Origin of the sequence: Chlamydia buteonis (assembly GCF_900634605.1) — a bacterium.
Classification (GTDB): Bacteria; Chlamydiota; Chlamydiia; order Chlamydiales; family Chlamydiaceae; genus Chlamydia; species Chlamydia buteonis.
Map to the genome: position 1 here is coordinate 285,546 of NZ_CAAAFM010000002.1, position 14,543 is coordinate 300,088.

Sequence of the window (14,543 nt, forward strand, 5' to 3'; positions counted from 1 at the left end):
TATTTATAAAAGAAAAAAGAAAGATTAATTCTATTATAAACACTCTATTCTGAGGGCTCTTGTTTTTTTTCCCAAGGTAAAGGTGATACCGTTTGTGGAGGAGTGGGGTCCCCCAAAGAAGAGAAAAGTTTATCAGCTAGCGTGCTAAATGGACTAGCAAGAGTATAACTCTTTAATAGGGCAATACGTGCATATGCAGAAGACCAGTCGACCTCTGGAGACGAGATCGACCCACGAATTTTTATAAGGAAGAAGTTTTTAGTTTTTAATGAAGTATTATGAAAGTATTTCTTAATGACTTCTGGATCGATCCCCAGCGTCATAAAAATCCTATCTTTAATCATATCAGTTTTACCCCATAGGGCAAGGCGTATTCTATTATCTATTAAAGCATCAAAACGTTTACAGATAATCGTTCCTTTTTGAACTGAAAAAAATATAGGAGTGAACCATGACTCAACGAATTGTTTGCTTTCTTCAATATCCAGGAACTTAAAAAGATCATACATAGTTCCCGTATTAGCTATGGAAATTTTCCCAAAGTCTAAACTTGCTGATTGTATCCGAAATTCTTCAAATGAGTAAGGGGATATTGGAAGATAGAAGTTCTCTTTACTTACCTGGAGTAAGACAGGATGCTGTGAATACGCATTTCCTGAAATTAATGGGTTGAACTCTTTGAAAAACGCTTTATTAATTTCTTCATTAATATGTAGGGTAGCCACAAGATCATTTTCTAAAAGAATAGACTGTTCCTTTAAAATGAGGGGGATATAAGCTTGGAGATTCGTTGAGTCTACCTTTACAGTTATAGGTCCCTCCCCCCTTAGGAAATGATGGCTGATAGCTACGTTAATTCTTGGCCCAGCCAGAGATAATACTTTAGTTTTTACATTAGGAGAAATAGGAAAGATTCCTGTAATGAACGACGAAGGAATATGCTTCCACTCTGCAGTTTGTTCAAATTCCCTTTCTGAGGGATTTAACAGGTGTTCTACAGAACCTTTTATGAGAAACTCTGCAGCTGTTTTACTTTCTTGGCTAGGGACAAGACAACTTCCTTGCAAGTCATATTGCACTTTAGTATCTAAATTACTCGAATATATAGATCCTGAAAGGTTATTAATGATAAATGTTTCCTTCGAAACATGATCATAGAAAATCATGGGATTTGTTGATAAAGATCCTTCAAAACCGCCTTCTGTGAGTAAGGAAAGACAAGACAGCCCTGATTTTTGCTGAGCACAAGAAAGCTTATAAATATCCAATCGAGCAATAGTGGTTCTGTGTAGTGTACATGAAGGAAAACATGAGGCCTTTTCAAAAAATCCCAAGTAACGTTCTGGAGTGATTTCCCATTGTAGAGTCCCTTGAGTTTTTGAAGACAAAGTTAAAGACCCATCCATAATCAGTTTCACATCACCTTTAAGAGCTTCTGTTTTAAAAACTGAATGAAGAATAAGCCTATCTTCTTCTTTGGGATTATATAATAGGGAAAATGTCATATCTCCAGTAGGTCCAATATAGGTAGATAGACACGCTTCTTTTTGCTGAATTCTAAGAATCCTATCGATAGGAAAGTCAATAACCTCGCCAGTACTTTGGATTTTAATATTATTAATATCGATCACTTTTTCAGGATCTACAACAGAAACTAAAACATCAGTAATAAGAATCCTTGAAGGGGGGACTAGAGGATCTTCAGGATCTTCTATCATGAGTTGTAGATTTCCTTTAGTTAAAGATCGTCCTCCATCAGTATGTAAAGAGAAACTCGCTTTGGTAAGCTGTAAAGGAACTAACCTGGAGGAAAACAAGCTTAAGGGTAGCGAACTCAGCTTCCCATGTATTAAAGTTGAGGAAGTCTCAGGACGTATAGGCTCATTAGGCTTTCCAAATTTCGCATGTATGAAAACTTCGTTTTCTCCTGCAGTGATTTTTCCTGAAAACTTAGGAAAATAAAGGTGCTTTTGCGCTATCTGAACTTTTCCTGAAAAGGTAGCTTCAGCGTAAGAAAACTGTTGAGAAAACTTCCTTCTCCAGTTTTCTTCAAGATGATAAGTGGCACTCCCGTGAAATAATAGAGATTGTAAAGTCCCAGAATATAAGCAGTCCATTTTCAATAAGGAATTATCTAAGTGTGCTTCAGCTTTTAATTGTGAATTTTTATATTCACCGCGAATTTCTAAAGAATAGTAAGGAACTTCTAAAGGTATATTAATAAAAAAAGGCTTAGGAAATAAGGCTCGTAAATATGTATGAGGCAGCATATTCTGTTGAAGAAGAAATTCCGTGCGTTGTTTTTTACTATCTATAGTCATTATTCCATGCACGTAAGATTGAGCAGCGCCTCCAAATATAGCTACAGAAGATCCACGGATATGGGTATAGCAAGTAGACTTTTTAATACTCACTTCTAAATTTTTCATCTGGACAGAAAGGTTAGGATCCTTAGGAGATAAGGAAACTAAAGGAAGATTTGCCTGAAGAGTGGCTTCTATATTTTTCCATTGAGTCAAGTCTAAAGGGATTTTAGCATTAGATATATGTGCCCGAATATTCTGACTAGAAATTTTCGTAGGGAAAGAAAGTAATTCAGAACACAACAAAGAAGCAATTTTTGGCTGTAATTCTATAAATGAAGGGCCACCTTCTACAATATAGAAAGTCGACTGATGAATATACCCTTGAAGCTTAGCTTGGATTTGACTTCCCTGAGCAGTTGCTGTCATAAGGATCTTACCGTTATTATGTGCAGCAGCAGCGTGTAAATCGATAATATCTTCTTCAGAAAGAACACGATCTACAATAGGCGAGGCTATGAATAGCTTAAAAAAGGAGGCGGGGACAGAATGTAATTCTGCAGTGATATTGACTTTTGGTAAGAATACGCTCTCTATGAAGACTCTTCCTGTGGCGTTGTCTTCTGTAACAACACCTTTAACCAACAACTTCTCGGGTGTCTTCTCCACATAAAATCCCGATAGAACTAAGGTTTGCCCTTTAACTGTCTTCATAGTTATGGACCCATGTTCTGAAAGTATCGAACTATGGGCTAAATAAGAAAGAAATACTCCTGGATCTAAATTCCCTACAGAAGGTTGTTCTATAGACAAGGATTCATCAACTTGCAATGACCAGCCCGACAAGGCTATAGCCTTAGGACGCTTATAAAGAAGTAGCCTAAGTAAAGACCCATCAATTTCTATCTTTTCTGCTGAGAAGAATTCTCCTGTTTTATTTTTCCCAATAACTTTAACCTTCTTAACAGACTGAGGCCCTAACCAAGATAATTTCAAGTCTTCAATATCACAAGAAAGCCCTGTTTCTTTCTGAATCAATGATAGAAAAAGGTATTTCCCAGATCCTTCAGAAAGTAATGAAGGCAGGAAATAGAAAAAAGTTAGGAAAATTCCCAGACTTATGCTTATCCCTAGAGTCTTATACCAGGATCTTAGTTTCATTTTATCTTTCCGGCAATATCTGTAAGGGTTAGGTTGTAAGGACTGTTCGTTACTTGATCAAACATATTTCTCAGACTATTTTGTATTAAACTTAGCGCCGCATCTGGATCGATTTGATTAAATGTTTTTAAGTGGAGAAGTTTCTCAACTATGTCTTTAATAGTGAGCCCTGAAATTTTATGATTAGGCTTATATGCTCTCTTATAAGAGAGAATTAAACCTTCATTTTCTAAAATATCTAAACATTGGGATATCTCCCCAATGGGAATCTTAGAGTTTTTCGCTATAATCTTTGCCGTAGGAGGTGTAGAGGCATGATCAAAATCTTTCGATATCACGGAAAGAATATAAGTACATACTACAAGTTTGATATAGCAATTGGGGAGGTATTCCTCTGAAGGGAGAATAAAATTGCATCCCTGATTTTGAATGAGAAAAGTAAACGCCCCTCCAAAAAGATAAATCATCGCATAAAGATAAAGAAGAAGTAAAAATGAGGGTAATGCGACCAAAGCTCCATAAGTAAAGCTGTAGTTAAATAAGTAAACCTGCAGACAAAAGAAAACCTTTTGAAACATTATCCAGATAGTCCCTGCTGTTAAGGAAGCAATTAGCGCTGCTGTCTTTTGTACAGAAACTCTCGGCAAGAACGCATAACAACAAAACAAAGCCAAATAGATAAAAAAATAGGGGGTAAGACGTGAAAATACATATAACGCAGTAATCAAATGGCTTAAAGAAAATAGTTTAGCGTAATCTACAGGCATGATTTGTGTAATGTAAATCCACGAACCACAAACAATAATGAAAATCATTGGGCTAACTAGGGTGATGATTAAATAAGAAATCAATCTCTGAATAGATATAGGTGTCCACCCAGTTCTAAAAATCTTATTCAACCCATCTTCTAAAGATAAGAGCATAAGAATCCCTGCCCAACAAAAGACAAAGAAGCTTCCTACCAATACTAAACCTATATTACTCGTTGTAGAATGATAAGCAGCTTCAATAATCGCCAGGATAGGTCCTTTATAATCAGGGAACCTAACAAGAAGCCACTCCTTCCAGTCCAGATTTGCAAAAAGATGTTGGGATAGCCTTAAGAAAAAGACAAGTATAGGTATGCAACTAAACAAACCGTAATAACTCAAAACACAAGCTTCCTTAGCAACCTCATTTCTTAATAAAACTCTAGGAGCAAATAGGAAAGACCTGATGATACGATTATTTCGAAATCCCGACTTTGGATTCTTTTTTTTTTTTGAAAATAGCGAGAGTTTTCGAAACATAGTTAAATCAAATAATCATTTTTTACTTATTTTAATAAAAAGCGATTATTTAATACTAAGTTAATAAAATTTTATTTTATTAATCCTTATATGTTTTAATACATGAGATCAATAAAAATAGTGGAAACTCTTCGCGACTAGCGTTTTCCGCCTTCGCCCGTGTTCCTATAGATTTTTTGGGGGATACCCATTCTTCCATACTTTTAATAAAGAACCCATGTTTTGATAATGCTTGGGTCCAATAACTTAGGGGAAAGTGAAAAGAAATCGAAGATTCTGACTGCTTTTTCCCCGGATGAGCAACAATGGGAATAGTCATTTTAGAAAGATAGCGGTCGATCTTTCTTGAAAATAGCTTTTTATCTTCATCATAATGCCATGAAGAGACTCTAGGAATACGAAAACAAGGATGATTTAACACAATAAAGAATCTTCCCCGACCACAAAGAAGCCTGGCAACATTATCAATTGCCCGATCTGGAGCATCCATATTTTGCAGGGATAAAATCGCCACAGCTATGGAAAAAGATTGGGAACCCTCTATCCTCAGTTTTTTTGTAAGATCAGAGACAATAAATTCATGAGATCGAAATCTTCGCAATTTTCTTGCTATGGAAATCAAACTAGGGGAGATATCTATACCTAAATATCCACATTCCTTAGGGAGCATTCGTTCTAAAATCCCCTGACCACAACCGATATCTACCAAAACATCTTCTGATTTTAAATCGAGTAAAGGAAGTAGTTTAGGAAGGATAACTTCCCTATGATAGTAATGCCCATCACTCTGAACGATCTTATGATAATCTTCAGCTATACTCTCCCAAGAGGTAGACTTGGTATTTTCTTTCTTAGAATAAGAACGGTGCTTTTTATTGGAAAAGTATCGTGACATGAGAGAAAGAACTTACTCAGAGACACAAAAAAAGGCAAGAAGAAGCTATCTGCTTTTTTTAATCATGCAACGACTGTTATTACTGTTCATATATTGAGAAGCCATGATCATCATAACTTACGATTCTGCAGCGTCGCCCTTCTAACCGACTCATAATTCCTAATAAAGGAATGCTAGGGGAGCTTTGTATATCCTATTCACCATGTTGGTCACTACTTTGCCCTCCCGTGACATCCGTATGTTCCCTTGCTACGGTCGAGGCCAATGATGCACCTCTCGTATCCTCACCTACAGCACTCACAATACGGCTTTCAACAGCTTGTAAGTTAGAAGTAGAACTACGCAATTGTTCAATTGAAGCTGATAGAGTTAAACAAACAGATTCTAACTCTTGCTTACGCTGTTCTAAGTAAAGTAAATACTGTTCTCTTAGTTGAGCATCAGATTGTAGCTGTTGTAGAACATCTCGACTTTCATCTATATGTTTTTTTAATATTCCCATTTCCAATCTCAAAGCACTCACAGCATCAATTATGTTTTTAACAGCGTCTTTAGAGAATATCTCAGTTAACGATACCGCTAAACGCTCGAATGGAGAGATCATAGTCTCGACTCGAGTACCTACAGATTTGAAAGTTTCCAAGTTAACCTTAAACTCTAAGATAAGCTCATCAAATTCTCCAGTACATGTTTCAAGTTTATTGCCGAAATCAGACAACTTCTCATGCAACTGTTTAAGTTCTGAAATTTGGTTAGTAAGCTCAATATTTGCAGATACTAAAATATCTACTTCTTGATGTAAGCGTGTGTTTTCTTGGCTAAATTGATGAAGTTGTTGTTTCATGCGGCGCGTCACTTGAGAGGGTGTGCTATCCTGAATTACCATAATGACAATGACAAACGAAACGAGCATGATGGCAATCATTAGAACAAGAGAAAGAGTTGAAACAGCAACCCCGAATTGCAAGCAAATTAAAGCAGCTATACCCACCGCAAACAAAGAAACAGCAGCAATAATTTTAATGAGATGGAAGATGCGCTGAAGGATCGAAACCCTAACCTCGGGAATTACTAGCTTTTTAGCAGTTGCATCTGCTGGTGATGAAGGACTAGGTGATTGAGTTGCAATAGGTATGACCGTACGTTCATCTTCTACATGACCTTCAGGATTAGACAGGGAGTTACTTAATAGCATAGGGCCTGTAGCAGATTCTACTGTTGATGTCATAACTTAATTTCCGTGTTAACAATTTAATTTCTCAGAGGTTAATTATACTTGTTTATAAAATCAAGTTCTTTACAAAAGGTTAAGCAATTGATATTTATAGATAAAAACAGACGCTTTCGAACAGGAAATATTGAATAATTTCAGACAAGCATTAGCCTTGTTCCTTTCAAAGGTTCCTAAGATTATTTCTAGATGATCTAGATAAAAAGAAATAACTCTCTATTTTTCATCTAAATCGAACAAGACATCTAGGAATTTTAATCAAAAGATGTAAGAATCTATGCTCTCCGAAGTTTTTCTTGTGGTTATCCTATCCTAAAGGATATGGTGTGATAAATAATTTGCTAGTTACACCTTAAGAAGCTTCTTTTAATTTTGATCTGTTCGCAATAGGCTATAGGTGAATAAACAACAACGTCAGAAGACATTAATCGCCCCCTCAATTATGGGAGGAGACCTTGCTTGCATAGGTGCAGAGGCAAAAAGAATAGAAGAATCGGGTGCAGACCTTATTCATATTGATGTTATGGATGGTCATTTCGTACCCAATCTGACTTTTGGTCCAGGAGTCATCGCAGCAATTAATAGATCTACAGACATCTTTTTAGAAGTGCATGCTATGATCTACACGCCGTTTGATTTTGTAGAGGAGTTTGTAAAATCAGGTGCGGATCGTATCATTGTACATTTCGAAGCCTCTGAAGATCTTAAAGAGTTGTTATCTTATATTAAAAAATGTGGAATACAAGCGGGGTTAGCTTTTTCTCCAGAAACCTCTATAGAATTTATACCTCCTTTCCTACCTTTTTGTGATGTAATACTATTAATGTCCGTGCGCCCAGGATTTTGTGGTCAGGGTTTTATTCCGGATATTCCAGACAAAATTCGCTTTACAAAACAGGCAATAAAAACAATGGGATTAGAAGATTCCTGCTTAATTGAGGTTGATGGGGGAATTAACGAGACTTCCGCAAAAATATGTCGTGAAGCGGGTGCAGATATTTTAGTGGCTGCATCTTACATATTCGAAAAGAACGAACAGACTATGGAAGAAAAAGTTTTGCTACTTCGAGGAGAAAATCATGGTATTAAGTAGCCAGCTCTCTGTGGGAATGTTTATTTCCACAAAAGACGGTCTTTATAAAGTCGTGGCGGTTTCTAAAGTAACAGGCAATAAAGGTGAATCTTTTATCAAAGCTTCGTTAAAAGCTGCTGATTCCGAAGTCATTGTTGAAAGAAATTTTAAAATTGGCCAAGAAATAAAAGAAGCCCAGTTTGAATCCAGAAATCTTGAATATCTATATATTGAGGATGACTACTTTCTTTTCCTTGATTTGGGAAATTACGAAAAAATCCATATCACTAAAGAAATCATGAAGGATAATTTTTTATTCTTAAAAGCAGGGGTCACCGTTTCTGCCTTGGTTTATGATAATGTTGTTTTTTCTATAGAGTTGCCTCACTTCTTAGAGTTGATGGTGTCTAAAACAGATTTCCCCGGGGATTCGCTTTTAATTGCCGGTGGCACAAAAAAAGCTTTATTAGAAACAGGCATCGAAATTACAGTACCTCCTTTCATAGAAATTGGGGATATTATAAAAATTGATACGCGTACGTGTGAATATATTCAACGCGTCTAACTTCAGGCTGAGAAGGTAAGAGAAAATAAATATGGATTTAAAGCAAATAGAAAAGCTCATGATTGCTATGGGGCGTAATAGCATGAAGCGTTTTGTGATAAAACGTGAAGGGCTAGAGCTTGAATTGGAAAGAGACACAGGAGATAAACCTAATCAAGAACCCGTATTTTACGATAGTAGGTTATTTGCAGGTTTTTCTCAGGATCGTCCTATTCCTACCGATCCTAATAAAACAATCGCTAAAGATGTTGCTCCTGAAAAAACAGAAACTGAATCCCAACAAGCTCTCGGAGATTTTATTAGCTCTCCATTAGTAGGAACATTTTATAGTTCTCCTTCTCCAGACTCCCCATCTTTTGTTAAGCCTGGTGACGTCGTTTCTGAAGATACTATTGTTTGTATCGTAGAAGCTATGAAAGTTATGAATGAAGTTAAAGCTGGTATGTCCGGTCGCGTTGTTGAAGTTCTAATCGCCAACGGTGACGCAGTACAATTTGGATCTAAGTTATTTCGTATAGTTAAAGCTGAGTAATGAAAAAAGTCTTAATAGCTAATCGCGGAGAAATTGCGGTGCGTATTATACGTGCTTGTCATGATCTAGGGTTGGCCACAGTTGCAGTATATTCCCTGGCAGATCAAGAAGCTTTACACGTGCTACTAGCAGACGAAGCTGTGTGTATAGGAGAGCCTCAAGCTGCTAAATCCTACTTAAAAATATCGAATATTCTCGCTGCTTGTGAAATTACAGGAGCAGATGCTGTCCATCCTGGCTATGGTTTTTTAAGTGAAAATGCTAATTTCGCTTCCATATGCGAAAGCTGTGGTCTGACTTTTATTGGTCCTAGCTCAGAATCTATAGCGACAATGGGAGACAAAATAGCAGCAAAACAACTCGCTAAGAAAGTGAAATGTCCTGTAATTCCTGGCTCTGAAGGCATTATTAAGGATGAAGCTGAAGGATTAAAAGTTGCAGAGAAGATAGGTTTCCCAATAGTCATCAAAGCTGTTGCTGGTGGAGGCGGTCGCGGTATCCGTATTGTTAAAGAAAAAGATGAGTTTTTCAGAGCTTTTTCAGCAGCAAGAGCAGAAGCAGAGGCAGGATTTAATAACCCCGATGTCTATATTGAGAAGTTTATTGAAAACCCCAGACATCTAGAAGTCCAAATCCTTGGAGATAAACATGGGAACTACGTGCATCTAGGAGAAAGAGATTGCACAGTACAAAGGCGTAGGCAAAAACTCATTGAAGAGACTCCAAGTCCCGTACTTACCCCAGAACTCCGTGCAAAAGTAGGGAAAGTCGCGGTTGATTTAGCAAGAAGTGCAAACTACCACTCTGTAGGTACAGTAGAATTTTTATTAGATAAAAATAAGAAATTCTATTTCATGGAAATGAATACGCGTATTCAAGTAGAGCATACTATCACTGAAGAAGTTACAGGCATAGATCTTCTGAAAGAGCAAATTTATGTAGCTATGGGGAATAAACTTACTTGGAAACAAAAAAATATTGTTTTCAAAGGGCACGTCATACAATGCCGTATTAATGCTGAGGATCCAAGCAACAATTTCGCACCTTCTCCAGGGCGTTTAGACTACTATCTTCCACCAGCAGGCCCTTCTATACGTCTAGATGGAGCTTGCTACAGCGGCTATGCTATTCCTCCTTATTACGATTCTATGATTGCTAAAGTGATTTCTAAGGGAAAGAATCGAGAAGAAGCTATAGCTATTATGAAACGTGCTCTGAAAGAATTTCATATTGGAGGCGTCCACTCCACAATTCCTTTCCATCAATTTATGCTGGACAATCCTAAATTCATTAACTCAGACTATGATATCAACTATGTTGATCATCTTCTTTCCCTAGGCAACTCCTTATTTTAAGGAATTCTTTATAATTCTTGTGTCTAGAGATTCCTTCTCTAGACTCATTGGTCTATAGCAATTCCTATCACAACAGCTACGCCTGAGGAAAGAGAACAACGCGTTACAGTCCTAACACCGATACTTAAACACACGCCTCCAGAATATCTCAAAGGAATGAATGCTCAACCAAATTCCAAAGTCTATAAAATCTACATTCTCTATTATCCCAAGAATTTCTTGACAAGACGTTAAATATCCAATCCCCTCTCTATTTACATCCGATCACACACAAACTCCATTCTAATCAAGAAAAGAAACAATTAGTGAAGAACTTCCTAAATTTCATATCCCAAAGAGTCGTCGTTCAAAACGATGCAGGTCGCAAGATGATAGTCTTCTATAAGCACGGTCAAAGCTATCCTGGGGGGGGGGGGGGTTATCCTAATTAATCAATATAACAAACTACGGATCCACGTTCTATAAACCTGAAGAGACTCAAGAAAAATATCTAGGGGAGAGCGTTATGGATCAGCTTATTGCTACAGGTATCTTGTATCTTGTCTAGTTACGAAAATACCGAGGCCATGGTTTGGCTTACTTTGATTAGATCTATCGATTCACAAAGGCAAAACAAGCAGATACGGTAACTAAAAGAACTAACACTTTACCTTTAAAAATACTTACAGACACACCTGAGCGTAAAGTATAAGAACCTCCAAAAATATAAAAACATCATGTTAAACTCCGTAACATTTTCTCGAATCTATTCACCCAGTCGGGCAGATATGAAAAAAAGAAACCTAGTTCCTTAGGTATTTAAGCATTATCAAAATAGATACCAACTGATTATGAATGAAGCTGGAAGCAGTCTACCTGTTACAGATGCAGATAAAAGTAAAAAACATGTAATGTCTTGCCTTTTTAAGACAAGTTCCCAGTGCTTTCCTTAAGGATGTATTATAAGAAGCAACCGCACAATAAGTTACAATATTTAGATATTAAGAAAATTGCCCGATCTCTAGATCTGGATCCAGTTACAATTCCAAAAAACAGATATAAGCCTCTATTACGAGGTCTCTCTGATAAAGAAATCAAACTAGAAATTAGCTATTGAATTCATTAAAAAAATTTTATTTCCTGCACATCCAAGTCACGAAGAAATATTCATTTCTTATAGAGAAGAGTATTCTCCTAACTCTCGATCTAGTATGAAAATCTGGGAATGTCTTGCTAATACAACAAACAACAGCTTGATAAGCTCTATACTTATGCAATTAGCAGAAATCCATATTATTGAAAGATTTACAGAAGTATATCGGGGAGTATTTGTACGGGTAGGTAGACTTTAGACAAAGACACCCCTGAATCTATCTATTCTCAAATACTTGAGTAATTAAATTATTCTAAAAAAAATAGGTATCCTGGTTAACAGAATACCCGCCCTTCGCTATATAGAAGCATCAAATAGATATAATTTTAAGTTGGAGTAGTTCCAGGGTATTGGAAGCTGTAACAACTAGTATCAGCTGTTGAATGCTTAATTAAACGAATTTCTCTTTCAATAGCTTGTTGTTCATCACCAATATACCAACGAGCCTGCTCGCAGAAGCAATTGTATAGAGACCTCCAGTAAGACTCAGAAGTTCCTTCTTGATAGAATCTAGCTTGTCTACTCCTAATTTCTGCATTTGGAACGTCGTTTTGGCTATACATGTGTAAATGTCTTAATAAAGAGTAGGAACGTGACATATGATAAAATGTTTGATAATGATAAGAACTTTGACTAGCTAAAGCTTCTAAATTTGAAGTGACTTCTGGAAACCTTCTCCTGTATATTTCTAAATCTCTTAGGGATAAAATACTAACAGCAAAAGATAGTTCCATTAACTCTGTAATTGCATTTGTGAGAGCTGGATTGCTAGCCGCTTCATTATCAGGAAAAGCCACTAGACCGTTTTCATCTACATGTAATAGTTGTAAAACCTCATTATTTTTCCTGCATCTTAAAGAAAGTAAAGGAGAAATATCGGGATTAGTCGGCGCATGAAGATATCCCCAATTGACGGGTTGTTGCAACGTATCTCGTGCTTCATTAAGTTTCCGCATTGCACTCTCTAAAGCAGCTCTTCCTTCAGCAGTTAATTCGGGACATGGTTGTAGAGTTCTTCCAGATTCTTCTGATATACGAATAGATTGTCTTGATCTGATAAAAGAAGTAGCAGAAACTAAACACGCTACTGCAAGAGAAATACCACCGAAAATTAATAAGCCTAAACTAGTACTTCCAGCCAGTCCTAAGCCACCGACTACCATAAGAATTATAGGAATAGCGACTGCTAGAACAGCAAGGCTTATTTTCAATGACTTGGATTGACAAACCCCTTGACTTGTTTCACTATTTTTTGTTAGGCTTAGGCAGCTGCATAGTCTGCTTAAATTGATCATACTTTACCCATTTGGATGAAAAAAGGAACGAGCGCAATATTTTACACGTCAGCTGGTTTAAACGCAAGTTGAAAATAGGTTTCTTTGCCTAATTTTTTACTAACGTCTTCAGAATCTTTGAGTTGGGTTTCTTTTTCATAGGTTTATACAGTTCCTCTAGGGGAAGGACTCAGGTCTTCTATCTTCAAAATGATTTCTTAGAAAGTTCAATCTCAATAGGGTAGTTAATTTATCGTTCTTACAGCTTAAAATATGAAAGTCTAAGGTTGCTAAAGGATTAAAATACAATTTAGCATGATAGATTTATTTTATTCTGAAAATTAAAAATCCAAAACAAGCACCGCTAGTAAATCTTCAAGCACTTAGAATAACTAAAATTATTGAAAGTGACGTCCCAAAGTTACTAAATAATGCTTTAAACGGGTGCTGTCAGGCAAAGTCTTTTGTTACTTACAATTTTTCATACAACCATGATTTTGTCTGCTTACTGCAAGCAAAAAAACCTATCAACCTAATCACACAATGAACTAGAACTTCGTCTTAAAAGTTAAGGAGGCGCCAGTGAACAACAACTTTACTAAAAGTATATAAGTGGACTTCTGAGCTAGAAAGAATGCCTAATCTTTCTAATTCTTTTAATATCCTCGACCCAAGTAAACCTCTTGTTTCAGGATTCTCATCGGAATAATCAAAGAACAAAAGTTTTGCCCATAGCATATCTGGGGTCCCTAAGGGAATCACACTCTGTATTTGACCGTTCTCTTTTTTTTCAGCTATATAAATTATAAAGGCTAAAAATAATCTAGAGAGCTTTTCTAACCCTTTTTGACTGACTATATTTCCGGATTCTGTCTTTAAAATTTCTCGGCAAAGCAGGGGAAAGTTAATAGAAAAGTCTGTCGCCTGTTCTTTAACAAATGGGCTTTTTTGAACTTTCTTGAGTTTATATATAGGAACCTTAATACCAGAAAGATCTAATTTACTAGATAAGCTGGGATAATTTACCCAGAAGCTCATACTATCTATTTTTGAGGATGTTTTAGAATCAAAAGTTATGAAACAGTCTTCTATAAGCAAAGAAGCATAAACAAGGGGAAGGTGGCGTATATTTTGTAAAAGTTCAGGATAGACAACGAGTAGTTGCTTTTTATCGTTAGGCACCAAAGAATCCAAGGAGACAATACGATGCTTATAAGCGAGATAGCTATACAAAAGAAATCTTATAGCCAAGGCAATAAGAGTAATCGGGAGGAGGAGTACAGCGATAATTTTCAAGACCTTTTCATAGGTTGCCAAAGCACGGCCAGGAAGGGTTATAGACCACGCTCTATCCTCAGGATCTCTAGCAACTATGTAGGATTGCTCACCCCCTAAGTAAAAGCAAGAATCTAGAAAAGAAACAGTTTTTTCTAGAAACGAAGGTTTGGAGTAGTTAGAAAAAATGAGACAAGGCATCTTTCCTTCCAAATAATAAGTCTCTTCTATTATAACATAAATCTTCGGAAAGACTTAAAATAATTTTAATAACCAAACTTTCTTGTCTAGAAGAAATTAGAGATAACTGTCTTGAAACAGTTTTAGATTATTTTCTTGTAAAGAATACCTTACACTACCTACACAAAAGGAAGTTACCGAAGCCATAATAAAGAATTTGTAACCATCGAGATTTTATTAAGTTAGAAATTGAAGGTTGTATTTTTAGATGCAGGGGTT

11 protein-coding genes are annotated in these 14,543 nt (G+C 36.4%); 5 read left to right on the forward strand and 6 right to left on the reverse strand.

Annotated features, from left to right (window positions below; all coding sequences use genetic code 11):
• Nucleotides 1-44: 44 nt before the first annotated feature.
• The 4 genes from E1N70_RS04750 to E1N70_RS04765 all read right to left on the reverse strand — a co-directional run bounded on the left by E1N70_RS04750 (nucleotide 45) and on the right by E1N70_RS04765 (nucleotide 6,876).
• Entirely contained in the window at nucleotides 45-3,464 is a 3,420-nt protein-coding gene (locus E1N70_RS04750; protein WP_131744391.1) for a hypothetical protein, read from the reverse strand.
• Nucleotides 3,461-4,753, reverse strand: coding sequence for a YihY/virulence factor BrkB family protein (locus tag E1N70_RS04755; RefSeq protein WP_131744392.1), 1,293 nt, complete (start codon nucleotides 4,751-4,753; stop codon nucleotides 3,461-3,463). Before E1N70_RS04755 ends, E1N70_RS04750 begins: the two co-directional genes overlap by 4 nt.
• A gap of 79 nt (nucleotides 4,754-4,832) precedes the next feature.
• Nucleotides 4,833-5,648, reverse strand: coding sequence for a class I SAM-dependent methyltransferase (locus E1N70_RS04760; RefSeq protein WP_131744393.1), 816 nt, complete (start codon nucleotides 5,646-5,648; stop codon nucleotides 4,833-4,835).
• Between the two features lie 193 nt (nucleotides 5,649-5,841).
• Nucleotides 5,842-6,876, reverse strand: a complete 1,035-nt coding sequence (locus tag E1N70_RS04765; RefSeq protein ID WP_244201110.1) for a hypothetical protein — start codon at nucleotides 6,874-6,876, stop codon at nucleotides 5,842-5,844.
• Between the two features lie 400 nt (nucleotides 6,877-7,276).
• Between E1N70_RS04765 and rpe the strand changes: the two genes are divergently transcribed.
• The 5 genes from rpe (at nucleotide 7,277) to E1N70_RS05205 (ending at nucleotide 11,734) form a co-directional block, all read left to right on the forward strand.
• A complete protein-coding gene (rpe, locus tag E1N70_RS04770; protein WP_131744394.1) occupies nucleotides 7,277-7,972 on the forward strand; it encodes a ribulose-phosphate 3-epimerase in 696 nt (231 codons plus the stop codon).
• Nucleotides 7,959-8,516, forward strand: a complete 558-nt coding sequence (locus tag E1N70_RS04775; protein ID WP_131744395.1) for an elongation factor P — start codon at nucleotides 7,959-7,961, stop codon at nucleotides 8,514-8,516. The genes rpe and E1N70_RS04775 overlap by 14 nt, the downstream gene beginning before the upstream one ends.
• 31 nt (nucleotides 8,517-8,547) lie before the next feature.
• Complete coding sequence (gene accB / locus E1N70_RS04780; protein ID WP_131744396.1) at nucleotides 8,548-9,048, forward strand: acetyl-CoA carboxylase biotin carboxyl carrier protein; 501 nt, start codon at nucleotides 8,548-8,550, stop codon at nucleotides 9,046-9,048.
• Complete coding sequence (accC, locus tag E1N70_RS04785) at nucleotides 9,048-10,403, forward strand: acetyl-CoA carboxylase biotin carboxylase subunit (protein WP_131744397.1); 1,356 nt, start codon at nucleotides 9,048-9,050, stop codon at nucleotides 10,401-10,403. Before accB ends, accC begins: the two co-directional genes overlap by 1 nt.
• Nucleotides 10,404-11,593: 1,190 nt before the next feature.
• The gene (locus tag E1N70_RS05205; RefSeq protein ID WP_244201111.1) at nucleotides 11,594-11,734 is read left to right on the forward strand and encodes a hypothetical protein; all 141 of its coding nucleotides are present in this window, start codon (nucleotides 11,594-11,596) and stop codon (nucleotides 11,732-11,734) included.
• 127 nt (nucleotides 11,735-11,861) lie between these two features.
• Here E1N70_RS05205 and E1N70_RS04800 read toward each other — a convergent pair whose 3' ends face one another.
• Together E1N70_RS04800 and E1N70_RS04805 are read right to left on the reverse strand one after the other, a co-directional pair.
• On the reverse strand, nucleotides 11,862-12,830 hold the full coding sequence (locus E1N70_RS04800; protein WP_131744398.1) for a hypothetical protein: 969 nt from the start codon (nucleotides 12,828-12,830) through the stop codon (nucleotides 11,862-11,864).
• A gap of 540 nt (nucleotides 12,831-13,370) precedes the next feature.
• A complete protein-coding gene (locus E1N70_RS04805) occupies nucleotides 13,371-14,285 on the reverse strand; it encodes a DUF648 domain-containing protein (protein WP_131744399.1) in 915 nt (304 codons plus the stop codon).
• Between the last annotated feature and the right edge of the window lie 258 nt (nucleotides 14,286-14,543).